The sequence below is a fragment of the Psychrobacter sp. MES7-P7E genome (assembly GCF_002863645.1).
Taxonomy (GTDB): Bacteria; Pseudomonadota; Gammaproteobacteria; order Pseudomonadales; family Moraxellaceae; genus Psychrobacter.
In genome coordinates, this window is sequence record NZ_PJBU01000113.1 from 82,508 (window position 1) to 106,991 (window position 24,484).

18 protein-coding genes are annotated in these 24,484 nt (G+C 41.8%); 11 read left to right on the forward strand and 7 right to left on the reverse strand.

Annotated elements, in window-relative coordinates:
* Positions 1–23: 23 nt before the first annotated feature.
* The gene (mscL, locus tag CXF62_RS12380; protein ID WP_102094592.1) at positions 24–479 is read left to right on the forward strand and encodes a large conductance mechanosensitive channel protein MscL; all 456 of its coding nucleotides are present in this window, start codon (positions 24–26) and stop codon (positions 477–479) included.
* Between the two features lie 110 nt (positions 480–589).
* On the opposite strand, the gene CXF62_RS12385 is transcribed toward mscL, so the two are convergent.
* The 6 genes from CXF62_RS12385 to cysM all read right to left on the reverse strand — a co-directional run bounded on the left by CXF62_RS12385 (position 590) and on the right by cysM (position 8,838).
* Positions 590–1,030 (reverse strand): hypothetical protein, encoded by a 441-nt coding sequence (locus CXF62_RS12385; protein WP_102094593.1) that lies wholly within the window; start codon positions 1,028–1,030, stop codon positions 590–592.
* Positions 1,031–1,319: 289 nt separating this feature from the next.
* Positions 1,320–2,261: a bifunctional DNA-formamidopyrimidine glycosylase/DNA-(apurinic or apyrimidinic site) lyase gene (gene mutM, locus CXF62_RS12390; protein WP_102094594.1), complete on the reverse strand. Its 942-nt coding sequence runs from the start codon at positions 2,259–2,261 to the stop codon at positions 1,320–1,322.
* 55 nt (positions 2,262–2,316) lie between these two features.
* A complete protein-coding gene (locus tag CXF62_RS12395) occupies positions 2,317–4,854 on the reverse strand; it encodes a RelA/SpoT family protein (protein WP_102094595.1) in 2,538 nt (845 codons plus the stop codon).
* A gap of 423 nt (positions 4,855–5,277) precedes the next feature.
* Positions 5,278–6,834: a 23S rRNA (uracil(1939)-C(5))-methyltransferase RlmD gene (gene rlmD / locus CXF62_RS12400; protein WP_185156657.1), complete on the reverse strand. Its 1,557-nt coding sequence runs from the start codon at positions 6,832–6,834 to the stop codon at positions 5,278–5,280.
* A 62-nt stretch (positions 6,835–6,896) separates the two neighbouring features.
* Positions 6,897–7,721, reverse strand: a complete 825-nt coding sequence (locus CXF62_RS12405) for a 3'-5' exonuclease (protein ID WP_102094596.1) — start codon at positions 7,719–7,721, stop codon at positions 6,897–6,899.
* A 148-nt stretch (positions 7,722–7,869) separates the two neighbouring features.
* On the reverse strand, positions 7,870–8,838 hold the full coding sequence (gene cysM, locus CXF62_RS12410) for a cysteine synthase CysM (RefSeq protein ID WP_102094597.1): 969 nt from the start codon (positions 8,836–8,838) through the stop codon (positions 7,870–7,872).
* A gap of 591 nt (positions 8,839–9,429) precedes the next feature.
* On the opposite strand from cysM, the gene CXF62_RS12415 reads away from it, so the two are divergent.
* The 10 genes from CXF62_RS12415 to tsf all read left to right on the forward strand — a co-directional run bounded on the left by CXF62_RS12415 (position 9,430) and on the right by tsf (position 23,027).
* Positions 9,430–13,059 carry an ATP-binding protein gene (locus tag CXF62_RS12415; RefSeq protein ID WP_102094598.1) on the forward strand — a complete coding sequence of 1,210 codons (3,630 nt, stop codon included), beginning with the start codon at positions 9,430–9,432 and terminating at the stop codon, positions 13,057–13,059.
* A gap of 223 nt (positions 13,060–13,282) precedes the next feature.
* Positions 13,283–14,095 (forward strand): crotonase/enoyl-CoA hydratase family protein, encoded by an 813-nt coding sequence (locus CXF62_RS12420; RefSeq protein WP_102094599.1) that lies wholly within the window; start codon positions 13,283–13,285, stop codon positions 14,093–14,095.
* Between the two features lie 355 nt (positions 14,096–14,450).
* Positions 14,451–15,710, forward strand: a complete 1,260-nt coding sequence (locus tag CXF62_RS12425; protein ID WP_101204230.1) for a multidrug effflux MFS transporter — start codon at positions 14,451–14,453, stop codon at positions 15,708–15,710.
* Between the two features lie 352 nt (positions 15,711–16,062).
* The gene (locus CXF62_RS12430; protein WP_102094600.1) at positions 16,063–16,932 is read left to right on the forward strand and encodes a transporter substrate-binding domain-containing protein; all 870 of its coding nucleotides are present in this window, start codon (positions 16,063–16,065) and stop codon (positions 16,930–16,932) included.
* A gap of 12 nt (positions 16,933–16,944) precedes the next feature.
* Positions 16,945–19,125 (forward strand): ATP-binding protein, encoded by a 2,181-nt coding sequence (locus CXF62_RS12435; RefSeq protein ID WP_102094601.1) that lies wholly within the window; start codon positions 16,945–16,947, stop codon positions 19,123–19,125.
* A gap of 61 nt (positions 19,126–19,186) precedes the next feature.
* Complete coding sequence (locus CXF62_RS12440) at positions 19,187–19,549, forward strand: response regulator (protein WP_102094602.1); 363 nt, start codon at positions 19,187–19,189, stop codon at positions 19,547–19,549.
* Between the two features lie 30 nt (positions 19,550–19,579).
* On the forward strand, positions 19,580–20,029 hold the full coding sequence (locus tag CXF62_RS12445) for a chemotaxis protein CheX (protein ID WP_057758427.1): 450 nt from the start codon (positions 19,580–19,582) through the stop codon (positions 20,027–20,029).
* Between the two features lie 35 nt (positions 20,030–20,064).
* Positions 20,065–20,514: a chemotaxis protein CheX gene (locus CXF62_RS12450; protein WP_057758429.1), complete on the forward strand. Its 450-nt coding sequence runs from the start codon at positions 20,065–20,067 to the stop codon at positions 20,512–20,514.
* Between the two features lie 464 nt (positions 20,515–20,978).
* Positions 20,979–21,770 (forward strand): 30S ribosomal protein S2, encoded by a 792-nt coding sequence (rpsB, locus tag CXF62_RS12455; RefSeq protein ID WP_057758431.1) that lies wholly within the window; start codon positions 20,979–20,981, stop codon positions 21,768–21,770.
* A 375-nt stretch (positions 21,771–22,145) separates the two neighbouring features.
* Positions 22,146–23,027, forward strand: coding sequence for a translation elongation factor Ts (tsf, locus tag CXF62_RS12460; protein ID WP_057758434.1), 882 nt, complete (start codon positions 22,146–22,148; stop codon positions 23,025–23,027).
* A gap of 171 nt (positions 23,028–23,198) precedes the next feature.
* Here the strand turns inward: tsf and CXF62_RS12465 are convergent, their stop codons facing one another.
* Positions 23,199–24,005 carry a lytic transglycosylase domain-containing protein gene (locus CXF62_RS12465; RefSeq protein ID WP_102094603.1) on the reverse strand — a complete coding sequence of 269 codons (807 nt, stop codon included), beginning with the start codon at positions 24,003–24,005 and terminating at the stop codon, positions 23,199–23,201.
* Positions 24,006–24,484: the final 479 nt, after the last annotated feature.

Sequence of the window (24,484 nt, forward strand, 5' to 3'; positions counted from 1 at the left end):
AGATAAATTTTGAGGAAAAAACAATGAGTATGGTTTCAGAGTTTAAAGAGTTTGCTGTTAAGGGTAATGTGATGGATTTGGCAGTCGGTGTCATCATTGGCGGGGCTTTTGCTACCATCACAAAATCTCTGGTAGATGATATTATTATGCCGATTGTCGCTTTTATCTTTGGCGGCGAGATTAATTTTGAGAATATGTTCTTAGTTTTAGGCGATGCACCTGATGGTATTGCGATGACCTATGACGCGCTTAAAGAAGCAGGTGTTCCTGTATTGGCTTACGGTAGTTTTATTACCGTACTTATTAACTTCCTAATCTTAGCTTTCATCATCTTTATGATGGTTAGAGGTGTCAATAAAATGCGCCGTGCTGAAGAAGTAGAGGAAGTTATAGAAGAAGCAATAGAAGAGCCATCAGAAGAAGTGAAGTTGCTGCGTGAAATCAGTGCCAAATTAAGTAATACCAGTATTACGAAATAAATTATCAAATCGTTGACAATAAAAAAGGCTAACTCTCGTTAGCCTTTTTGCTATGAAATAGTCACAGTCATTCTTGTAAACTATTTGATGTGCCTACTAAAAGCAAATGGTTACGGAGTGACCACTACATAGTCATTGGTATTGATCAAAATTTCTGATGGTTGATCGACAACGATACGTACTACGTTATTATCAACGACTTGAGATTTGTAATAGTTGTCTTCTGCAACTGTACAGCCTAAACAACGTCCCATAGCATCCCAAGGTTCAACAAATAGCTTCTGCTGTGCTTGGTCTGCATTACCACCAATAAGTGAGAAAGGTAGGCTTACGATATAAGCTGCCGTACCAGCTACCGCATTCACGAGTTGCAGTGGTTTACCAACAATCGTATCAACTACCATCGTCTCGTATGAAGGCCCAAAATCAGTTTCATCAATTTCTATAGCTGCAAAAGTAGGCTTGATAGTTGCAGCTACCAATCCTAGAGTTGCCAATACAGTAAAAATTCTCTGCTTAACTGTGCGTTGAGTTTTTGCTTTAACAGTCATAACGATATCCTGAAACTCATAGTAGTATGATTAATGGCTGCTGCTATCTTCACACAGGAATCTTGCGGCAACAATAGTTAATCTAAATATTACAGAAAAATAAATGATACGCACTATTTATGTAAGCGCTAGCACTATTAAAGCAAGATGTGCGCTAATAAGCAACAAAAATGAGAACAATCTAGTTATAGCTTTGGCAATATTTAATTCTTTTAGAGTAAATACTCTGTTCAAATATTGTCTTCATTTAATCTAAACGCAGCACAAGTAAGCGGATATCAGTTATTAGCTATTTTAACGGCTGACAATTTGGACAATAAACACTGGCTCTACCAGTAAGCTTGATGTTTTCTAGTGTCATACTGCAATGTAGACAGCTTTCTCCTTGTCTGCCATACACATTTAGAGTTTGTTGAAAGTAACCAGTCTGACCGCTTGCTACTGTGAAATCTCGTAGTGTCGAACCGCCCAGTTTTATCGCTTTCTTTAAAATTTCTTTAATATGATTCACTAAAATGACAATCTGTTCGTGCGAAATTTGATTGGCTGGTGTAGCAGGGTGGATGCCGGACAAGTACAGACTTTCAGTCGCATAGATATTGCCAACACCGACCACGACTTCTTGTTCCATGATGACAGATTTAATCGCTCGGGAGATGGGTTTTAGTCGCTTATTCGTTTTAGTACTATCTGACAATGCCCCATTGCCATCTTGGCTAGATAAATCTATACGTTGGATTAAACTGTACAAATAGTCTGCGGTAAAATCTTTTGAAAGCGGCTCAGGACCTAGATGGTCTAGTAGTTTATTGCCGTAATCTTTATGCCATAGTACTGAACCAAAGCGTCTTGGATCATAATAGTGTAGCTGAGACTTTTTATTAGCAGTATCATTAAAAACGACGACCAGATGGTCATGTTTACGCTTATCAGTACCATAGCTGTGCTGTTGTAAGCTACCTGACATTCCTAAGTGAATAAGAAGCTGACGTGGTTCAACTTTGCTGGCTGACATGGGAGCGTTATTCTGTGCAGCTACTGGCAGAAAATTAAGAATCAGATACTTTGCTCGGCGCTCAACACTCTCTAATGTATAATTAACCAGCTCGTCCAAGTTGTCTGGCATCATCCATCGCAGCTTTGGTTGAAATACTTTAACATCAACGACCTGTTGCCCCATCAATGGAGCAAGACTGGCTTTAGTGGTTTCTACTTCAGGTAATTCAGGCATAGTATTTTTTGACAACTCTATTGTGGAATAAACAACGACTGGCTTAAGGTTTTATTTACACGACTGCACGGCGTGCGTGCAAAATACCATGTTGCTGCTCTAATTTTGCGAGCAACTTAGATAGATGTGCTAAGCCTGAGACTTCAATATGGAACTTTAAAAAAGCAATATTGTCGTCATTACTTAACGTTTGAACTTGGCGAATATTGACGTTTTCTTTATCAATTATCTGTGTCAAATCACGTAGCAAACCGCGTCTGTCATATGCTTCGACATGAATATCAACAGGCTGATAACGACCAATCTGTACTTGCCAAGCGGCTTCTATCTTGCGCTCAGGATCACGCTCGACCAGACGTAAGTACTCTGGGCAGCCTCGATTATGCACGCTAACGCCACGCGATAAAGTGATGTAGCCAGCTATCGGTTCGCCATGCACAGGATGACAACAACCTGCCAAATTGATTTCGATATTATCCAAACCATCGATATGGATTTTATACGCATCGAGCTTACCTGTATCTCTGTTATCTACATGAGGTACAAAGCTCTCTGGTGGTATCTCAGGTTCAAGGTGTAGCTGACGAGAGATATGACTGGTTAACTGATTAAGGCCAATATCACCTGTCACCAGCCCTACAATAATATCGTCGGTCGTATTGACATGAAAATGCTGAATATAGTCGTTCAGATCAATACTATTAGGATGAACAGATAGGCGCTCAAGCTCTTTGCTAAGCATTTGGCGACCTATTTCAATATTCTTATCACGGTCTTGCTTGTTAAACCACTGGCGCAGTTTTGAACGGGCCCGATTGGTATGAATATAACCTAGCGATGCTACCAACCAATCGCGATTGGGCTCACGCGATGCCTTGGTGATAATCTCAACTTGCTCGCCTGTTTTCAACTGATAGGTCAGTGGCACATAGCGCTGATTGACGCGGGCTGCCTGCGCGCGGTTGCCAACTTGAGTATGCACATAGTAGGCAAAATCAAGAACGGTCGCGCCTTTTGGTAGTTCGGTAATATCACCATCCCGACTAAAGATATAAATACGTTCTAGCTCATCAAAATCAACGAGTTGCTCTTCTTCATCAAACTCGATATCGCCTATCTCTTCGCCCGCTACCACAGCTGAGCGTGGTTGATTACGTGTCTCATTGTTGATAGATAATAATTGGCGTAGTGAGCTGATTCTTTGATTCAGATAATTGTCTTTCTTATTCTTTAGACCTTCTTTGTAGTTAACGTGCGCACACATGCCAAGCTCGGCCTCAAAGTGCATCTCATGAGTACGAATTTGGACTTCAAGTGATTTATTTTCTGCAATTACAGCCGTATGTAGCGAGCGATAGCCATTGGACTTAGGGTTAGTAATATAGTCATCAAACTGCTCAGGAATATAACGCCATAAGCCATGTACTAGGCCTAAAACGTGATAACAGTCAGAAGGGCTATTGACCAACACACGTAAGGCGCGAATGTCATAAAGCTGATCGAACGATAAGCCTTTGAGCTTCATTTTTCGATAAATAGAGTAGATATGTTTGACGCGCCCAGATACTTCGCCTTCGATACTGGCATCTGCTAATGATTCATTTAGCTTGTCTTGTACGCGCTGAATATAGGACTCACGTTCGCTACGTTTTTCTGACAGCAGCTTAGCAATTTCTTTATAGCGGTCAGGCGCAAGATAACGGAAAGCTAAATCTTCGAGCTCCCATTTTAGCTGTGCAATACCTAAACGATGGGCTAATGGCGCATAAATAGTCATGACTTCACGTGCGACACGCGTTTGACGCTCTGGCCTAGAAAAAGTCAATTCACGCATGGCGAACGTACGTTCAGCCAGTTTTATAAGTACCACGCGCACGTCGTTGGTGACAGAGATGAGCATGCTATAAATATTTGATAGCTGATCACGCTGATTATTGACGAAATGATCTTCTAAGCGCTTGTTACTCTCAATAATCTCCGACAGCTTACCCATTGCAAGGGTGTCTTTAACAAGCGTAAAAATATCTGGACCAAAGTTTTTTTCAACTTCAGCGAGACTAATGATTGATTTGCGCGCACTGCGATACAGCATGGCCGCGACCAATGCGTCTTCATCTTGATAAAGATAGGTCAAGATATCAGTCATACCAATACCGGTCACATAAGCACCTGAACGCTCAGATTCACTGGTATTCATATGACTGCGAATAAATTCGCAAGCTGCACTTAGGTTGGGTACTGACTCTTGTCCAATACGCTTGGCCACATTATCTAACCAAGTCGGTACGTCGATATTGGCCTGGTCTAAGCCGACCGCCTCAAGCTCTTTGTTTGATAGCGCATTGGTATCATCCAAATACTCGTCTTCAGTATGAGGGTCATGCAAATGATAAGTGTGTGCAGCTGAGCGATCAAAAGTAGTATGTAGCTTGTGGGTTGCCAACTGGTATTTGATGTCGAGGGGAATTTGGGCATAGCTATTGGCTGACTGGTGAGAGCGTTGGCTCGCCACCAGTTGTGCCGCAAGTGTTGCACTATCGGCCTGAGTGGTCTGTCCATCCACCAGCGGTAATCCTTCACGAATTTTTACCATAGCCGACTCCTCTTAGCTATTTTGAATTGATTATAACCTCATCTACTATGCACACACTCTGAATTAACGATCCATAAAGTGTCAGCTATAAACCAATACAACTGCTAAAAATTTTATTTTTAGCAGCTATAAAATGCGCGTAAAATATATAAAGCTATGAGTGCAAATGCTTGCTATGTAGCGATTGGAAACATCATCAAAAACATAGGAAGATTGTTTACTATTATCTCATTTTAAAGTGACAAATCAAGCGAGCCTCTGTACGGCTGTGGTCAATTACGCTAAATAATGGATATTTATTAGCACAAACTTATCAAAGCTTTGAGTTAACTTAGATAATTGTAATAACGCTTAATTGTCTCTTTAATCAGGTTCAACTATCAGTCATTTTCAGCCATTAATCGTTTTTAAAGATTAATAATGTTAAACCGCTACTTTTTCAAAGCGAGCGATAGATTCAACATGACCCGTATGGCAGAACATATCCATCACGCCAGCATGAGTCAGACGATAGCCTTGTTCTAACAATGCTTTTGTATCACGAGCAAGAGTAGCTGGATTACAAGACACATAAACAATGCGCTCAGCATTAAATTTTGGCAAATATTGCATAATTTCCCAAGCACCAGAGCGCGGCGGATCAATCAATAGTGCGTCAAAGCCTTGGTTGGCCCATGGCTTATCAGTACAGTCTTGAGTCAAATCTTGACTATAAAACTCAGTATTGTTGATACCGTTGCGACGGGCATTGTCAGCAGCACGTTCGGTCATGGCCTCACTGCCTTCGACACCGACTACTGAGCCTGTCTCGCCAACGAGGCGCGCTAATGGTAAGCTAAAATTGCCCAAACCACTGAATAAGTCTAGTACGCGTTCGCCTGCTTTTAAGTCCAATAAGTCACAGGCAAGCTTGGTCATCTGACGGTTCACCGATAGATTTACTTGAGTAAAGTCTGTAGGGATAAATTCAAAAGTCAGATCATACTCTGGCAATTGATAATATAAACGCCCAAATTGCTCGCTCAAATCATCAGCGTCTGTCAACGCAATACGTTGGATGCTATCAACGCCTTTCGACTGCAAATATAGCTGCCAATTACGCGCCGCGAAAAAGACTTTTAGTTTGTCTATATCGGCATCTGACAACGGTTCTAAGTTACGTACGATGAGCGCAACTGGCTGATTGCCATCAGGTAGTTCTGGCAGTTGCTCACCCATTGCAAGCTCAAGCTGAGCAATCTTGTCACGGCTCTCTAAGGTGCTAATAAGCGTTTTTAGGTTTTCAATCTCAAAACCAATACGTGGATCTAGGATATGACACTCATTTAGCTCTGCTAAGAAATTACTTGAACGCTCGCGGAAGCCGACAAGCGCGGTTTCTTTTTTAACGACATAGCGTACGCCCAAACGTGCTTTGGTACGATAACCAAGACGATCACCGACCACAGGAGGGAGCCAATTTTCAGGTTCCGCGTTGGCTTGATGCATTAGCATTTCAGCCAGTACCGACTGCTTAAAGTTTATTTGACCATTTGGTTGCCAATGTTGCAAGTTACAACCGCCGCAGGTACCGAAATGCGGGCAGGGTGGTACAGCACGTTCAGGGTTTGGGTTGGCAGTTATACTAATGGCATCGCCTTCTTCAAAGCTAGCACGGCTGTTGGTTATTTTTACTAAGGCGCTTTCACCGGGTAGAGCAAAGCTAACAAAGATTTTTTTACCATGCTTGTCTTCAGCATGACCTTCAGCAACGTCAAAACCATTACCATACACAGCAACACCGCGACCATCATGTGATAAGCCATCTATATTGAATGGAATTGGCTCTGCGTCTTTTAGGCGACGACGTGTCTTTGATGATGGCTTTGATTTTTTCTTACTCGGCGGAATGACAATCGTTTGGGTGTCGTTTGTTTGAGCGTTACTGCTCTGCTCTGCCATATTAGATGCTGTAAATGTTTTTGAATCGGTGGGTTGCATAAACCTGCCTTAATAATAAATAACTAGAAGAGGGGAATAAAGAACTACTAATAATGCGAATTCTATAATTCAGGTGCAGATGACCAGTCAGCGATAAATTCTTGATGTCGCGGACTACCGTCAGCTTGGGTATACTTTGCCAGATAGTCATAGCTCTGCTGCTGCCAGGCATCAAAATCTTGTGAAGACAACTGTCCTGTTAGACGTAACCAGCGTAAATAAATAAGCCAAGTATTCATGACATCAGACTCACAGTATATAGATAGGGTCTGCCAGTCACCGCTACTAACAAGCGCGCCGACCATGCTACCATCTACGTCAGTTTTACCGGGTAATCCGTACAGACTTGCGACGACATCCATGGCTTCTCGGCGACTAGCACCATACTGGCTAAACCGATCCATCAAGTCCAGATGACGCGTATGAAAGCGATTAACATAGTTATCAAAGCGCATGTTTTTAATACGCTCGCCTTCTTCGAACAGCCATGGTGCTGACAAATCATATTGCATAGCACGATATATCAGTACAGGTATGTCAAAGCCCGAGCCATTCCAACTAATAAGTTGCGGCAATGTCTCAATGTCATTAAATGCTCTAAAGAACTTGGCTAGGATTTCTTTTTCACTAAATTTATCGGCAGTCAAAGAAAATAGCGATAACTTACCATCCTTGATGTACAGAGCTGAGATACAGACAATACGCTGTAGTGGCAGGCGCATAAAGTCGTGCCCTGCCTCTTGTGTACGTATGGCTGTCAGCGCGCTTAAGGCATCTGCATCGTTGAGATCGGCCAATTGCGGATAGATACGGCGTGCTGCATCGACATCGGCGACAGTCTCGATATCAAAAACCAATATAGGGTCGGATGGTAGCGCTTGTGACATAGATAATCCTGACTATTTATGAGCTTATAGTTAATTCATTATAAAAGAATAACAACACTGACCTTGCTTGAAGTATTACGTTTATATCTGCACTTGGCCGCTTTGCACTTCTTTTAAATTAACGATACTAAATGGTATTTCTTATGCATTAATTAACTTCTGCGTCATTGTCCGTATTGCTATCGTCAACGTTATATAAACCCGTTGATAAATAACGATCGCCACGATCGCAGACAATAAAGGCAATAACAGCATTAGGATTTGCTTTTGCCACTTGAGTCGCTGCCCATGCAGCTGCGCCCGAAGATACCCCAGCGAAAATACCTTCAGTTTTAGCCAATTTACGCATATATACTTCGGCAATACGCTGATCGATATCCATCACTTCGTCAATCAAATCTGCATCAAAAATACCTGGCATATAAGCTGCCGGCCAACGGCGAATACCAGCAATCGAAGCTTCTTCGTCAGGCTGTAAGCCGATGATTTTGACGTCTGGATTTTGCTCTTTTAAATAGCGCGACACACCGGTAATCGTACCTGTCGTGCCCATTGAACTTATAAAATGCGTAATTTTACCTTCTGTCTGTGCCCATAGCTCCGGGCCTGTAGCCAGGTAATGTGCTTGGCTATTATCAGGATTATTAAACTGATCCAATACCACCCCTTTGCCATCTGCTTGCATCTGCAATGCCAAATCACGCGCAGCTTCCATACCTTCGTCTACTTCAATCAGCGTTGCGCCATAAGCAATCATGGCATCTTTACGCTCTTGGGTAGAGTTGGTCGGCATCAGCAACGTTATCGGGTAGCCACGCATCGCAGCGACCATGGCCAATGCAATACCAGTATTGCCGCTAGTGGCTTCAATCAACATATCGCCAGGCTTGATATCACCGCGCTGTTCTGCTTGATAAATCATATTAAAAGCAGGACGGTCTTTTACAGAGCCCGCTGGATTATTACCTTCAAGCTTAGCTAGTACTGTGGCACCATTGGCAATTTGCTCTTGCTCAGGCAGACGTTGCAGTTTTACCAGCGGCGTTTGACCAACGCAATCAGCGAGGGTAGTGATTTGAGTGATAAAGTTAGCATTTGACATGGCCGTAGTGGACATAAATTATCCTTTTCTATTTTTTAAATATGTTTTTAATGACTTATTTTTGATGGAAGCGCTGTTTTTATTGTTTGATCATAATTTTAGACAGTCGCTTGGGTTATAGGTTTACAGTGATAAGCGAGCTAAAAACGAAAGGCATTAGAGTGCGCTCTCATATGTTATGACTATGAGCGATATATTGTGGTAAATAAAAAGTGGCTTTATTATATCATTTTGTTTTCAGCTGCGCTTATCGCATCAAGGATTAATAGTCACTGTATCAGGTCAATATCAATGTTACGTTGAAGGTTGCAAAAGTAGGACCATTGCTTAAAGCCATATTCTCTTTAACACAGAGTGGTTGGCACTCTAATTATAACGTTATTCATCACATGGAATGCCTAACCAGAACTTATAGAATCCTGTTAAGATAATCTTGAGCTGTATATCAATTGTCTTATCAGAACCAATTACTTTATTAACAATTAGTGGCTTCATTAAAAATAGCGCCTTACCCAGATGCTCTGAGATGATGCGCTGCAAGTATCACAAATACTGACATTATTACGAAAATTCACGGCAAGAACCTTAGTAGAGAGTAGACCTAGCATGGCATATAAAAAACGTTTCGATACCAGTAGTGCTTATGGTCAGCTGATCATACTGGTGTTTTTGCCTATCTGTGTGTTGGCAGCAGTAGGCGGCATTTTGGTATTTCACGAAACCATGCGTGCAAGCGACTCGGAGCAAGAAGTATTGGCCGAAGCGGTACTTATTCGTTATACACCAGTCATAGCTGAACTGATTCCTGAGCTGCTAGAACAAGAGCGCCAGCAAGTAGGGAGTAGTGCTGAGAGGACCCAGCAAGCGGCAATGACGACGCTAGAGGGTATCCAAGATAAGCTTGGACGTATGCAATCCGAGCAGCATGTACAGCGCATTGCCATTATTAATGAAGGAAATCAAATATTAGCAACAGTCGGCTATGGTCTCAATGAAGAATGGCCGCTAATCAGTGATTCCGCAAGCTTTTTATCACAACGCCCAACGCCTGTAGGCACAGCGTATGGCAGTGTATTGGGAGAGTTTGAAGGGCAGACATTGTGGTTGCTCGTGGATATGGATAATGAGCCGCTTTATATTGCACGCTACCGTATTGCGATGGCGTTAGTGATTACTGGCTTGTTTACTATCTTGATTCTACTACTGAGCTTAAATATCTATTCGAAACGTTGGATTGCCCCCATTTATGAGCTGCGGTTGCAGTTGCAGCGTACCCATGTCGATAATTTATACCAACCTGTACCCGTTGAGTCAGATGGTGAGCTGAATTTATTACAGCAAGATCTAGTCAGAACATTGCGCCGCCTACATAGAAGCTTTCAAGAGCTCAAAGACCATGCAGAGCAAACGGAAGATGATTTACGTTTGGCATTTGATGAGATGGAGATGCAAAACATTTCTATTCGAAATGCGCGCGATGCGGCAATTTCAACCAGTCAAGCCAAGTCTGCATTTTTAGCCAATATCAGTCATGAACTGCGTACACCATTGAATAGTATCGATGGCTTTATTAACTTGCTGGCACGTCACGGTGAGCTTAATCCTGAGCAGGACTTGTATGTACAGACCATACGTAAGTCCTCAGCACACTTGCTCGCTTTGGTAAATGATGTCTTAGATTTTTCTAAAATTGAGGCAGGCAAGCTGGTATTGGATCGTCATGAGTTCGATCTCTATGACACTATTTATGATGTGGTCGATATGCTATCTCCTGTTTCTGCGGAGAAGGGTTTGCGCATGGCAGTGCTGTTTTACAATGATGTGCCGATGCGTATCAATGGCGATGCGTTACGTCTTAAGCAAGTACTGACCAATATCGTTGGTAATGCCATTAAGTTCACGGATAGTGGTGATGTGGTGGTGCGTGTGAGCTTAGATGACCACCGTGATAATTATCTGATGATTAGCGTGCAAGATAGCGGAAAAGGCATTTCTCTGGCAGATCAAAAAATGCTGTTCCAAAGCTTTAGCCAAGGTGACCCATCAATCACACGTCAGTATGGCGGTACAGGGTTGGGTCTGGTTATCTCCAAACAGTTAACACGCTTGATGGGCGGTGATATTGGGTTTTATGATAATGCTCAAGAAAATATTGCCAACCAAGGTGCGACGTTTTGGTTTCGCATGCCGGCCCATGTCGATGTGCTAGAGGCAGCCACTGGTCAAACGATTGAATTACCAGTATTAGCGCCACTGGCAAGCGAGACCGATGAATTTAATGTACTGGTTTGGATCAATCATACTGCTTCAATACAAGTGCTCAAGGCTAGCTTGCAGTATTTGCCAATTAAGCTAACTCAAGCCAACTCATTACCGGGTGTGCTGGAGTCATTAAAAGAGCATGGTAATTATTGGGATTGGGTCATCGTTGATGATGACACGCAAGACGATATGATGGCGCTTCTCAAACAAATTCGTCTGCATTATCAAGGCAAGCTTGCTGTATTTGGCTACCAAGTAGCTGCCGATCAAGCGCTACTCAACCGCTATCATGCCAACATACTGTATGAGCCATTAGACAAAAGACAGCTATATGCGATGCTCGATACGCAAAGCCGTAGTAAACCGCAAAGCCTGCAAGAACCACGCTGGAAAGGTGTCACGGTACTGGCAGTTGATGACCATTTGCCCAATTTACTAGTGCTTGATGCTCTATTAAGCGAGCTGGGTATTCAGGTAGTCACGGCGAGCAGTGGGTTTGATGCTATCGAGATTATCAGTAAACAGCAAACCAAAAACATCAAAACTGCCAAGAGCGATAAGCAAAGCCTATCGAATAAAACGCAACTTTCTAAAGCAGAAACACGTGATGAGATAAATAAGAAAACAAACAGCGCGTTCTATCATGAGGACACGAGCGCTGACGATAAGGCGGCTACTCAAGACAGAGATAATATTGATTTGATATTTATGGATATTCAAATGCCGCGTATGTCAGGTCATGAGGCGGCTAAGCAGATTCGAAATATCGAAAATGTGGACAGCCGCATTCCTATTATCGCTCTGACAGCTCACGGGTTAGCAGATGAACGAGACAAACTTATAGCCAGCGGTATCAATGACTATGTCGGCAAACCGATTAGCCAACCTCAGTTATTGCAAGTGCTACAGAAATGGCTTGGTCGTAAGAGTACCACACCACAATTGACCGCATTGCCCGATACAGATTTGCAAAGCTTTGGCTTACAGCATTCTGATTTGCAGAGTGATAATTTACAAGGTGCTAATGTACAAGGTGCTAATGTACAGAGTATCGACTCATCAGAAGCTGAGCTAACTGCTATTGACTCGTTGCGTGGTTACTCAATCAATGACAATGATTTATCGAACGACTTGCTCTCCAACAATGTAAATGGGCAAGAGACTCAAGCCAGTTCAGATATGTCTTCAGATACATTAACCGCTACTTATCCAATAATAAGAGGAGACGGGGTAGATCGTAATAGTACTTCTGTCAGTAGCGAGCCGAAAATTACCCGTCCACTATCCCTGAAAAAAATCCGTGATGACTATCTACGCGATAGTCAGCCTCGTGAAGGCTATAGACGAGATACTGCGCGTGATATTCAACCGCGCTATGAGAGCTTACGTCTACAAAAACAAGGTCAGTCACCACTACTACAATTAACAACAAAATCTATCGACAACTCTCCAGATAGAAGCTCTCAAGACCAAAGCTCTCATGATAGTGCAACTAACGCTAATTCGACTCTACACGAGCAAATCAACAATGACCTTAGCCAAAATAATATAAGCAAAAGCGATACCTCAAACATTTTAGATTGGCAAGATGCGCTCACTCGTTCAGCGAATAAACCTGAATTGGCGGCCAAGCTTATTATCATGATGATCGATACTATCAATGATGAAAAGCAGGCACTCATTCAGGCATGGGAAGCGCATGACCGCAATATGTTGGCACAAATTGCCCATCGTATATTGGGTGGGAGTCGATATACAGGTGTACCACAATTGCGTCAGGCTAGCCAAGATTTGGAAGATAAGTGCTTGCTGAATGTACAGCATACGACACCTGTGCAATTTGCAATGATTGAGCCATATTATGAGGCATTATTAACGGCGCTAGACAACTTGCAAAAGGTGGATTTATCTTCTTATCCGCAGCTTAATTATCATCGCTTAAGCGAAAATGACATGACGTGGAAAATGATATAAGTTGAAGATGAGGTAATAAGGTCAGAATCATTTAGGTCCAGAGAGCGATAGGTAGCCTCGTTAGATTTGCTTATCGCTATCAGCTAGACAAACTGTGTGTGCTGTATATGAAACTGACTATAGTATCGTGGCAGTCAGTTATTACTACGGTACAACAAAGACAAGCCTGCTAATATTGTGAATATCAGCACCATATTTATTTTATTCATTAATAAGGATTGTTATGAACGCGATTGCAAGTTACCAGTATGAGACCTTACAAGTTAGTATTACAGACAACATACTGACGGTTACCTTAAATCGTCCACATAAAAAAAATGCCATGAGTTTTCAGGTAATCAATGAGCTGATTAAGCTGGCAGGTCGTATTAGCAAAGACAGAACCATACGCGCGGTCATTCTAAATGGGGCAGAGGGGACGTTTTGTGCAGGGATCGACTTAGGGGACTTAAATCATCCAAAGAATACAGCATTTGCGCTTTGGGAGTTGATTAAGCCATGGCAAAGTGCGTTCCAACGGGTGTGCTTGGTATGGCGTGATCTACCAGTACCTGTCATAGCAGTATTGGAAGGGTATTGTATCGGCGCTGGGTTGCAGTTGGCGTTGGCTTGTGACATACGTATCAGCCATCCTGACTGTCAACTATCTATTATGGAAGCTAAATGGGGGTTAGTGCCAGATATGGGACTGACCCAATCGGCATTTGGAGTTCTAAGAGAAGACACTTTAAAAGAGCTCGCCATGAGCGCTCGTATCATCGATGCTAATGAAGGCAAAGAATTAGGCTTGATTAGCCATTGTAGTGAAGCACCTCTTGAACAGGCACAAAAGCTTGCTGCCGAGTTTGCAGAGCGCTCTCCTGATGCGGTTCTAGCAAGCAAACGCGTGATAAATGCGATGTACGATCAACCTGCTAAGACTTTATATAAAGAAAAAGCATGGCAGCTTAAAATGATGCTTGGTCGCAATCGTAAGCTTGCTCTTAGAAAAGCAAAGCAGGCCAGCACCTTATTTGGCAAACGTCAATTCCGCTAAATTTTTGCTATCAGTAAATTTTCTAGTGTTATTTTCGTTTGATTCATTCTAATAAAAGAAATTGCTACCTAAGAAAACCAGACATATTTTGATAAATTATTTTGACGATTTTTAATTGTTAACGGTTGTTTCGCCATTATCTTATAGCCATTGAAATGCAAGCAGATAGCACGATATAGCATTGTCTGCTTGCACCGATGTGGGTAAAGATGCACTATTGTTGTTAAAGGTATCTATTTTGATTACTGGATAAGCCAGTAAAACGAGAAGAGCCTAATTAATAACTTGTACAAGCAATTAAACGTCGAAAAATAAAATATCAAAAATAATAGCCACTATATAAAACGGTCTAAATATGTCTGCTTCAAAACCCTCCCTTCCAAACAAACCTATCGCTTCTGAACGAGTGCGCTCTGCTGATTTGCCTGTTGCATGGATTATGATGCTTGGGCTGATGGTTGCGGTGGGCCCATTATCCATTGATATGTATCTGCCAGCGCTACCATCGATGGCCGATGATTTCGGTGTTTCAACGGCCTTTATGGCCAACTCTGTCCCTGCATACTTTTTAGGTTTGGTATTTGGGCAACTATTTTACGGACCCTTCAGTGATCGTGTTGGCCGTGTCAAACCCTTATATATAGGTATGACGTTATACGTTATCGCTTCTATCCTTTGTGCGACCACTGACAATGAGTACGTGCTTTTTGCAGGCCGTACTTTACAAGCATTGGGCGCATGTGTCGGTGCAGTAGTTACTCGCGCTGCGATTCGAGATCGTCTCACTGCCAAACAAACGGCAAAAGCTTTTTCCATCATGATTTTAGTGATGGGCTTAGCACCCATATTGGCACCATCGCTTGGCGCGCTATTCTTACAGTTTTTTGATTGGCACTCTATCTTTTGGTTCTTAGCTGCATTTGGCGCTCTAAACTTGCTACTTACTAAGTTTTTCTTTTTTGAAACTTTGACAGAAGAAAATCGCAACGTACGCCCTGCAAGAGAAGTGCTCAGTCAATATTGGGATTTATTAAAAGACCCGACTTTTAACTATCCAGCAATTGGTGGCGGGTTGTTAATGGGAGCGATGTTTGTCTATATCAGCTCCGCTTCAGAGCTAATCATGGATACTTATGGCGTCTCAGCGACACATTTCGCTTGGTTGTTCGGAATGAATGCGGCGGGTTTTGTCGGTTTGACTCAGTTGAACCAATGGCTTACCAACCGCTTTCGAATACTAAGTATTTTGCGATTTGGGGCAATGATGCAGGTTATCTCCGCGGGCGTGCTATTTGTGACTGGCTTACTTTTAGGGACGGATGCTTGGTTGCCACTGGTGCTGGCTTGTATTTTCTTTTGTATCGCAGGACTGGGTCTGACTCAGCCTAATGCTTCTGCAATTGCGCTCGCTTTTCAGAAACGCCGTGCTGGTATGGCAAGTGCACTACAAGGTTCGCTAATGTTTTCAGTCGGTATCTTTGGCGGGTTATTATTGAACCTGTTTCCAGTCAATCCAGTCCTCAAGGTCGGTATTGCTCTGTTCTCACTAATGAGTTTCGGTTCTTTCCTGATTTGGAAGATTGATCGTAATCTAAATTTGGACGATGCAGAGTAAAAGCATCTCTATTTTAAGTTAACTGTATTTTGAGAAGCACTCATACGTTCACAGCGTATAAGTGCTTTTTTTGTGTTGAATAATTATTCAGTTAAGGATCAAGTCTTATAGAGACTTTAAGTAGCAACGGTTATCAGACTTTAGTAAACATAAGTTGTTCCGAATTATATGCTGTATTTTTTATATATAACTAACTCTAAATAATGACCAAACATAATTATTGCAATCATGAAATTAGGCAAGTACTATCTAGCGTAACTTTCTGTAAGTTAATATGTATAGACATTGCTTAACCTTGCTAGAATGTCAATTAATTAAAATGTAAAACAACGTTAGGTTTCAAGGATAGATTATGAAGCAGTTATATCGAGCGTTACCGATTTTATTGAGTGTGGGCCTATTTGGCTGTGGTAATTCTGCTACTCAAGAAAATGCAAGCGCCCCAGTAAAGGAAAATACAGATAGCTTTGTGAGTAAGCTACCTGATACAGCGCCAACATTGAAAGTTGCCATGACTGGTGATTTGCCGCCTTTTTCGTTCCAAGATGACTATGGCAATATGCAGGGCACTGATGTTGATTCAATTCGTGCTATTGGTGAAGAGCAGGGGTTCAAAGTCGAGTTTTATAAGGAAACTTGGCAAGACATGTTCGATAGCGTCGAAACAGGAAAGCGTGATCTAGCGATTTCTGGTATTTCTTACAAAGACGATCGGGCAGTGAGATATGGTCTATCAACACCATACTTTTTCAACCCAGCTACTATCATGTATTTGGAAGGTAAGTTCGATATAAAAGGCTTAAACGATATAAAAGGTCTAAAAGCAGGTACGTTAGAAGGCTCTAAAGAAGAAGACACACTAAAAGAGATGGGTAGTTCAGTGGAGCTAATTTCGAGATCTACAGCATTTTTGGCGTATCAGGATTTGGTTCAAGGTAATACGGATGTCTTCTTGTACGATATGCCAGTCTTGCAATATATCGTCAAAGGCTATCCTGAGCATAAAGTGAAAATTGTACCCTATGAAGCTGCAGATGCACCTTCAGCCCAACAAGTGGTGCTCATGGCAAAAGAAAATACTCAGCTTATCAAAACGGTTAATGAAGGTATTGCCAAACTAAAAGAAAAAGGGACATTTAAAGAAATTGAGGCGCGCTGGTTGGGTGAAGCTGACCCTGCTGAAAAGAGCGACTCTGACACCAATACTAAGCAATTGAACTAAGGAATTCTGAAGATGGCAACCGTACCTAATGTCGACAATAAGCGCTATCAAGGTCTGATTATTTCAATTGCACTATTTTTATCTCTAATCGGTGCTTTGCTAGCGTTCACGTTTTATACCTCAAACTTATTAGAACGAAACACGGCTTTAATTGACCAAACTAACCAAGTGGCAAACAGTGCACAGGCAGTAATTAAAGATCTTTTCGATTTAGACAGTAGTTATGGTGAGGATACTAACTCTCCACACATACAACGAGTGCTAAGCCGTTTAGAACAAAATACTGCGCTAATCACTAGCTCGATTGCTGCTATTGAGCAAGGCAGTACAATCACAGATGCAGAAGGTAATAGCTATGACTTGCCAAAAATTGATAGTCAAGCACAAACCAATATTGCTGCGGCCAATGAGCAATGGAAAGCGCTAGAGCCTAAGATTCAAACATATCTAAAAGATGCTGATAATATCATGGTAACGTCTGCTGATGAATTGACGCAGGCCGTTGAACAGGCGAAAACATCAAGTTTGTTTATTAACGATTCTTTGGATAATTTGACAAAAGACGTGTTCGATAGTGCACAACGTCAAGCAACTACCATTCGTCTTATTCAGGTGCTTGGTGTTGCCGCTATCTTTACCTACTTCCTAATCTTCGTATTCTTCTTTGTACGTCGTCTACGTGAGACGGATGCTGAAGCACTTGCCGCTCGCCAAGAAACGCAAGAGATTATGGAAACGGTAAATACAGGTCTTTTCCTACTGGATAAAGACTTGAATATTGGTCAACAGCATTCTCGAGCGCTGAACAATATCATCGGTTCTGATAGCTTGGCAGGGGAAAACTTTACCAATGTTTTGCGTGGCCGTATCTCTGATAAAGACCTCAAGACCACCCAGCAATTCATTGAACAGCTCTATAACCCTCGCGTTAAAGAAAAGCTGGTAGATTCACTTAACCCGTTAAACAAGGTCATGCTGCATAACTTATCTGACGACAAGAGTCTTGATAATCGCTTCTTGGATTTTAAATTCTCACGTGTTTATGACAATAAAGACATTGCCCGTATCTTGGTCAACGTGAACGATGTATCAGATGCAGTCTACTTAGAACAGCGCCTAGAAAAAGAGCGTTCGCAAAACGATATGCAGATTGAGATGTTAACGACTATCTTGAATGTGAATCCAAAGATTATTAATGAGTTTATTGGTAATACCCAAGCACATATCGAGAAGATGAATAATATCTTAAAAAATCCTGGTAGCTCACAATATGAGCTTGAAGGTAAATTAAAAGCTATTTATCGTGAAATGCATAGCTTAAAAGGTGAAGCATCAGCACTAAAACTACACAGCTTTACGAAGATTGCTTCTGATGCTGAAGACAAGTTGCATGCATTGCAAAACCAAGGTCAGTTGTCTGGTAATGACTTCTTACCATTGGCGGTACATTTGGATGATTTGCTTAGCTTATCGAATACAATTGCGACATTGGGTGAGCGTATCAACCGCTCAGCACCGACAGCAGCTAAGTCGTCAACCGTACAAGCACCAGTCGCTACTCAAAGTCCAGTAGCAGACCATGCAGCTAGCAATGCTGACTTCGATGGTGGGCTAGATATCGACTTAGACAATGAAGCAGATGACGATTTATTGTCTTTTTACAATGAGTTTACAAAAGAGATTGCTGCCAGACAAGGCAAGCGAGTACAGCTAAAAAGTACGACGCTGACCCAAACCAGCATTCCGGCGCATCTTGCAAAGCCAATCAAAGAAATCAGTATTCAGTTGCTGCGTAATGCGGTAGTCCATGGTATCGAGTCGCCAAGTGTGCGTCATGCTACTGGCAAAACTGACATTGGGACCATTGATTTGGAAGTACAGGACAACGGTTCAAACTTTATGTTGGTTGTGCAAGACGACGGACAAGGCATCAACTACGACAGCATCCGTAATAAGCTGATTGAAGAAGGTCGTTTCGGTACGGAAGAGGCAAATCAGCTTAGCAAAGGTGACTTGCTCAAACAGCTGTTCTCTTCTGGATTCTCTACCAAAGAGCACGCAGATGAAGATGGTGGTCGCGGTGTTGGACTTGATATCATTAAAGCAAAAGTAAAAGAGTATGATGGCAAACTTAACGTAAATAGCGAGCTGGGTCAGATGACGCGGTTTGTCATTACTTTACCTAAAGCTTAATCAAAATAGTAATTATATTGTCAGGGACGACAAGCATTTCATTAAAGGTAGTAGATAAGTTATGCATAAGTTAATGATTGTTGATGATTCAAATATTATTAGAAACCGTATTCAGCGCGCATACGATTCAGGAAAGTTCATGTTGGTTGCGACAGCGACCAGCGGTGTTCAAGCCATCGAAAAGTTCAATGTCCATCGTCCTGATGTGATCACTATGGACCTAACCATGCCACAAATGGATGGGCTAGAGTGTATTGAAAAAATCATCGCGATTTATCCTGAAGTACGCATTTTAGTGGTATCAGCGTTATCGGATAAAGCCACCGGCATTGAAGCACTGTCGTTAGGTGCTAGCGGATTTTTGTGCAAGCCTTTTTCGGAAGAGAAGCTTGTAGAGTCTTTGTATGAGCTGATACAAGACTAATACCATTCATCGACCAAAGCAGATGTCATTATGAAAGAGCAAAAGCTACAGATTTTTTTAAGTATTATTAGTAATTATTTTGACCAGTTTGGTGGAGAAGAGCTTATTGCTGATACTCCTTACTTACTAGAAAACAAACAGCCAAAAGTCCACGATTATACGGGCGTGATTGGTATATCTGGTGGCCAAAAAGGCGTGGTGTATTTTTCGGCGACGCGTGACTTGCTGTCTTCAATATTAGACAGCATGGGCGAAACCGATAAAAGTGAAGAGAACTATGTAGATCTGGCTGGGGAAGTGGCCAATACCATCGCAGGCAATGCACGCAAAGAGTTTGGCTCAGAGTTTCATATCTCTGTACCATTTGTGTTCAAAGGTGCGCCGCAAAGTATTGTATTGCCGAACGATGAGCGTTCTTTTATCATCCCCATCACTTGGCATTCTCAAGTAGGCGAGATTGTGGTTTGCTTGCAAGACTAATGCTGCTACGTAATACAGATGGATATTAATATATTATGGTTAAAGTAGAAAAATTGGGTGTGTTTCTAAGCTCGATCAATGCGTTTTTTGCGCAAATCGATGGCTCGGAAGTGTCAATTGATACCCCTTACTTGAACAACAACAAAAGCGCGATTGGCTTTGATTATAGCGGTGTCATTAAGATATCAGGGCCTTTGGAAGGCTGCGTCTATGTCAGTGCACCAAGCGTGATGTTGCGAGAAGTCATCAAAGTGATGGGCGAGCCTGACTCTTCAATCACGATGATGAAAGATTTGTTGGGTGAAATGGCCAATACAATCTCAGGTAACGCTCGTACAGAGTTTGGTTCAGAGTTTATTATCTCTCCGCCGCACATTGTAGAGAGTGCGCCAAGCGTGTCTTATTTACCTAAAGACCGTCAAAGCTACATCACACCATTTACGTGGCGTGGTTACAAGGCGGTCATTGGTATTTGCATTGCATAAGTTATAGTCAATCACTCTGTAAACGAGTGATAACTATAAAAGAGTGACGGCGGTAACCCTGCTTGAAAAATAGCTGTTAAAAAGACAATCATGAAAAAAGCGATGCAAATGTGTCGCTTTTTTTGTTTTATTATCGCCATAGTTTGTTTTTATCTTATTGATACGCTACGAATAAACTGCTGGAGATTCTAAGACGTTATGTGATAAAATACAGCGCAGCTATTTTTTATAATTCACTTTATAGTTTAGATTTGGGCATTTGCTTCAATCTAGCGATAGCTTCTTTTTTAAACCAACCAATGACACACACATCATGGCAAAAAATTGCTGGGTGTTTGGCGACTTGATTAATTTGTGATCTGTTAGTGCATTACTAATGAAAACTAACTGGTAGCAGATGCGTGTCGCTAAATAGGCTGTTTTTGTGATGTGGAGGCATAACCCAACCAATAGGATATATTCTCATGGCTACAAAGAATCCAACCAAAATCGAAATGCGCGACTTACTACAAGCAGGCGCTCACTTTGGTCACCAAACACGTTTTTGGAACCCAAAAATGGGTCCATACATCTTTGGCGCACGTAACAAAATCCATATCATCAACTTAGAGCACACCGTAAAAGCGTTCAACGAAGCGTTGACTTACGTAAACGGCCTAGCTGCTAAGAAAAACAAAGTATTATTTGTTGGTACTAAACGCGCTGCAAGCGGTATCGTACGTGAGCAAGCAGCTCGCGCTGGCATGCCATACGTTGACCATCGCTGGTTAGGTGGTATGTTGACTAACTGGAAAACTCTACGCCAGTCAATCAACCGTCTAAAAGAGCTAGAAAAGCAAGCAGAAGACGGTACTTTCGCTAAGCTAACTAAGCGTGAAGCGCTAGAGCGTACTCGCGATATGGAAAAACTTGAGCGTTCACTAGGTGGTATCAAAGACATGGGCGGCCTACCTGACGCTATCTTCGTAGTAGACGTAGATCACGAAGCTATCGCTATTAAAGAAGCCAAGAACTTGGGTATCCCAGTTATCGGTATCGTTGATACTAACTCTAGCCCAGACAACGTTGACTACATCATCCCAGCTAACGATGATGCTATCCGTGCTGTGACTTTGTACGTAACTTCTATGGCTGATGCTATCATCGCTGGTAAAGAATACGCACAAACTCAAGCTGGTGGTAAAGCTGAGCAAGCACCTGCTGCAACTGAAGAAGCGCCAGCTGCAGAAGAAGCTGCTGCAACTCCAGCAGAATAAGTAGCTGACTTAAAAAGTTTAACTTTGTAAGGATGTCTTGATAGTGTATCTATCAGCATCCATATAATGTTTTGAACAGCGTATAAGCTCATAATAGGCATGATGTAGTTTTACTCGTCATGCCTTGTTATTGAATAAAGCCTTATTAATAATGCCATGCGTATAAGCGAGTAGCTATTGGGCGAGTATTATCGCTCCTACTGGTCATATCGCTATATTGTAGAGATGTTATTTATTTGACATCATTGATGGCTATATTAGTAATCGTTCAAAACGAGCTGTCTGCTAGATTTTAAGTAATACGAAGATATCGAATAGAAATACAGCATTTAGAAATACAGCACTCCTATACATAACTATACTAAGGTGACTCTTATGACAGAAGTAAAAGTATCTGCCAAAATGGTAAAAGAATTGCGTGACCGTACTGGTCTTGGCATGATGGAATGTAAAAAAGCGTTAGAAGAATCAAACGGTGATGTTGAAGTTGCCATTGATAACCTACGTAAATCTGGTCAAGCTAAAGCAGCTAAAAAAGCGGGTAACATCGCAGCTGACGGCGCTATCATCATCGCTCAAGGCGAGAACAAAGCATTCTTGTTAGAAGTTAACTGCCAGACTGATTTCGTTGCAAAAGATGACAGCTTCACTGCATTTGCAGAAAAAGTTGCTAACCTTGCACTAGAAAACAACGTAACTGACGTTGCTGCTATCTCTGAATTGTCTTATGGCGAAGGTCAGACTGTTGAAGAAGCACGTGTATCTCTAGTACAGAAAATCGGTGAAAACATCCAGATTCGCCGTGTTGAAACCCTTGAAGGTGCTAACATTGCTGCATACCGTCATGGTCTACGTATCGGTGTAGTTGTATCTTTTGAAGGTGGCGACGCTGACACTGGTAAAAACCTTGCTATGCATATCGCTGCATTCAACCCTGTTGCTGTAGATGACGAAGATGTTGCTGCTGATGTATTGGCACGCGAAAAAGACATTATCGAAGCAAAAGCTCGTGAGTCTGGCAAGCCTGACAACATCGTTGAAAAAATGATCGAAGGTGGCCTACGTAAGTACCTAGACGAAGTAACTTTACTACGTCAGCCATACGTTATGGACAACGACAAAAAAGTTGGTGAAGTCCTAAAAGCTGAAGGCGTAAAAGTACTTGGCTTCAAACGTCTAGAAGTTGGTGAAGGCATCGAGAAGAAGCAAGAAGACTTCGCTGCTGAAGTTGCTGCAACTCAGGCTGCTAACAAGTAAGTACCAAATAGTGTTGGATCAGGCTGTGAGTCCTTGATTGTAGCTCACAGTTTGGCTTTATTACTCTTAATGCATCAAGATATAAAGCATCACGATATAAAGCATCCAGACATAAAAAAGCCCATTAATTCGTTAATGGGCTTTTTTATGTCTGACTTTTAGATAACTGGCTTAGCGTAAAGCAGCATAGGCTGAGTTGGCATAGCTGGCACTATTCACATTGCTGCTAGTGCCATAACTGACATTTTGTAAGCCATTATTGGTACTGGTGCTACTGGTTTGATTGTTAGCACTGATACTTGCACCAAAAAGCCCTGCATCGTTCTTATACAAGCTATGATAACGGCTCATTACTCTTTGAACATAGTTACGTGTTTCTTTGAATGGAGGGATGCCACCATATTTATCGACATTGCCTTCGCCCGCATTGTAGCCTGCGACAGCATGTTCGACATTGTTATTGAAGCGGCGCATGAGCCACGCGATATATTTGGCTGATCCTTCGATATTATCTGCAGGGTTCCAAGGGTTGCTCACATTGAAGCGGCGCGCAGTTGCTGGCATCAACTGCATCAGACCTTGTGCGCCTACTGGTGAACGTGCATTTGGATTGAAAGCTGATTCAGTATGCATCATCGCTTTCATTAGGGCAGGGTCCACACCGTTGCGCTCAGCGGACGCACGAATGTAGCTGTCGTAAGAGTTGCGACTTCCACTGTTGCTAGCGGCACTGCTACCATAGCTATCGCTGCTTCCGTCATACATCTTAGAGTCTTTATAATAAGTTACTTTTACTTTTTTCGTGAACTTATCAAAATTTCCACTAGGATTGACGTTGGTCAACAGCACTTGTCCACCTTTGTCTTTGTAGATATACATGTTGCCTGCATTGGCAGCGACAGAAAAGGTCGAAAGAGCAATGGCACTTAGTAAAAGGGGAGATAAGCAGCGAGTCATCAAAGTAGCCGTATTTATCATAGTAAAATCACTTTTTATCGAATAACAGCAAATTATTTTGCCTACATATGCGTTGATTTAGGCGCTTAAGCGGTTACTGATTTTGCAGAATTATTTAGCCCACTGTGAGAGCAGCAGCTGAGCAATTATTACTTTCAATAAGGAACCACTTGCAATAGATACAAAAAATAATAGTTGCTTACTATAACATATAATAACTTTTTGACGCATCAGATTGACAAACTAAGTTGTAAAATCAGATTTTTATTATTAAATAACCTTAGATAAATCAATATGCTAACTTTTCTAAGTGATTTAATGAGCCATTTGTAGTAGGTTTTTTGAGTTGATAAATTTAGACAAATAAAGTGTCTCAATGTTTTAAGAAATAATAATGACATTTGAATAATCGAGGTGATTTTCAATCTGACATTAACAGTAGATAAGCCTATTAATGGTTAGGTTTTTAAAAATATAAGAGTAGTTTAGGTAGGCTTTCA

Bases quoted from the DNA above. Each gene is read 5' to 3' on its own strand.
- CXF62_RS12395 (WP_102094595.1), bottom strand. From the start codon at position 4,854: ATGGTAAAAATTCGTGAAGGATTACCGCTGGTGGATGGACAGACCACT.
- CXF62_RS12445 (WP_057758427.1), top strand. From the start codon at position 19,580: ATGAAAGAGCAAAAGCTACAGATTTTTTTAAGTATTATTAGTAATTAT.
- cysM (WP_102094597.1), bottom strand. From the start codon at position 8,838: ATGTCCACTACGGCCATGTCAAATGCTAACTTTATCACTCAAATCACT.
- CXF62_RS12440 (WP_102094602.1), top strand. From the start codon at position 19,187: ATGCATAAGTTAATGATTGTTGATGATTCAAATATTATTAGAAACCGT.
- CXF62_RS12435 (WP_102094601.1), top strand. From the start codon at position 16,945: ATGGCAACCGTACCTAATGTCGACAATAAGCGCTATCAAGGTCTGATT.
- CXF62_RS12415 (WP_102094598.1), top strand. From the start codon at position 9,430: ATGGCATATAAAAAACGTTTCGATACCAGTAGTGCTTATGGTCAGCTG.
- CXF62_RS12450 (WP_057758429.1), top strand. From the start codon at position 20,065: ATGGTTAAAGTAGAAAAATTGGGTGTGTTTCTAAGCTCGATCAATGCG.
- CXF62_RS12430 (WP_102094600.1), top strand. From the start codon at position 16,063: ATGAAGCAGTTATATCGAGCGTTACCGATTTTATTGAGTGTGGGCCTA.
- CXF62_RS12405 (WP_102094596.1), bottom strand. From the start codon at position 7,721: ATGTCACAAGCGCTACCATCCGACCCTATATTGGTTTTTGATATCGAG.
- rlmD (WP_185156657.1), bottom strand. From the start codon at position 6,834: ATGCAACCCACCGATTCAAAAACATTTACAGCATCTAATATGGCAGAG.
- mscL (WP_102094592.1), top strand. From the start codon at position 24: ATGAGTATGGTTTCAGAGTTTAAAGAGTTTGCTGTTAAGGGTAATGTG.
- CXF62_RS12420 (WP_102094599.1), top strand. From the start codon at position 13,283: ATGAACGCGATTGCAAGTTACCAGTATGAGACCTTACAAGTTAGTATT.
- CXF62_RS12465 (WP_102094603.1), bottom strand. From the start codon at position 24,005: ATGATAAATACGGCTACTTTGATGACTCGCTGCTTATCTCCCCTTTTA.
- mutM (WP_102094594.1), bottom strand. From the start codon at position 2,261: ATGCCTGAATTACCTGAAGTAGAAACCACTAAAGCCAGTCTTGCTCCA.
- CXF62_RS12385 (WP_102094593.1), bottom strand. From the start codon at position 1,030: ATGACTGTTAAAGCAAAAACTCAACGCACAGTTAAGCAGAGAATTTTT.
- CXF62_RS12425 (WP_101204230.1), top strand. From the start codon at position 14,451: ATGTCTGCTTCAAAACCCTCCCTTCCAAACAAACCTATCGCTTCTGAA.
- tsf (WP_057758434.1), top strand. From the start codon at position 22,146: ATGACAGAAGTAAAAGTATCTGCCAAAATGGTAAAAGAATTGCGTGAC.
- rpsB (WP_057758431.1), top strand. From the start codon at position 20,979: ATGGCTACAAAGAATCCAACCAAAATCGAAATGCGCGACTTACTACAA.